This is a genomic window from Actinoplanes sp. NPDC004185 (assembly GCF_053603475.1).
The window spans coordinates 1-1,017 of the sequence record NZ_JBSGFR010000140.1 but is presented as its reverse complement, the minus strand read 5'-3'; the positions used below and the strand labels follow the sequence as shown (position 1 = coordinate 1,017).

The window sequence follows — 1,017 nt, the reverse complement described above, 5'->3', positions numbered from 1 at the left end:
CGAAAGAGGGGTATGGTGCGCTCAAGGCCTTCAGTGCTGCGATGGAGCAGAATACCGCCGGCACTTCGGCGGGCGGTCGAACTGCGGGTGGCGGAATGGGCAATGCAAATGGATTCTCGAAGCCGATATTGCTGATGGCGAGCCCGGCGGGCATTGCGTTGTCCACTCAACAGTCAACGCAAGTTGCAGCAGATCAGCACGTTAACCTCGTCAGCGGCGAGAGTACGCACGTTGTGGCCGGCAAATCCCTGCTTGCGACCATCGGTGAAAAGCTCAGTATCTTTGTTCAGAACGCTGGCATGAAGCTGTTTGCGGCCCACGGGAAGGTGGAACTCCAGGCGCAGGGAAATGCCATGGCACTCGCTGCCCTCAAGGACGTCACGATCACAAGCAGCAATGGAAGAGTAGTGCTGTCAGCTGAAAAGGAGATCTGGGTCGGAGCGGGCGGCTCATACATCAAGATCAGCGGTAGCGGGATCGAAAACGGCACGCCCGGGCAGATCCTGGAGAAGTGTGCGTCGTGGGAAAAGACTGGCGCAGCAAGCGCAACGGTGCCCCTGCCCGTCATGCCGATAACAAAGCAGGAATCCGGCGACCAACACTTTGTGCTTCGATCGCATGACGGCAAGCCCGTCCCGAATCAGAAATACCGAATGTCGATCGGCGATGACGTAATCGAAGGCACGACCGATGCGAGCGGAAAAACGCAAGTCGTGGAAGGCTACGTCGGACAGCCCGTCCACTTTGAAATCGTGGATGACGTCTACGACGAGCATTTCGTCGTGCGAGATGCTTTTGGCGAGCCGATCGCGAACATGCCCTATCAGATACGTGCGGAGGACGGTCGCCTCATCGAGGGCATGACCGATGACGAAGGCAAAACTTCATTGTTTACCAGCGAGAAGATCGTAAAAGTGGATTTGCTCTACAGGCCCGGCAATCATGATGACTATCCCGCAGATACCGGAGTGAACTAATGGATCCAGTTACATTGAGCTCATCCGCGACGAGTGATAC

1 protein-coding gene is annotated in these 1,017 nt (G+C 56.4%); it reads left to right on the top strand.

The window, feature by feature from the left end; all coding sequences use genetic code 11:
• Window positions 1-977: DUF2345 domain-containing protein (locus ACWEOZ_RS44415; RefSeq protein WP_451916686.1), on the top strand; the 977-nt coding region annotated here is incomplete at its 5' end.
• Window positions 978-1,017 lie beyond the last annotated feature (40 nt).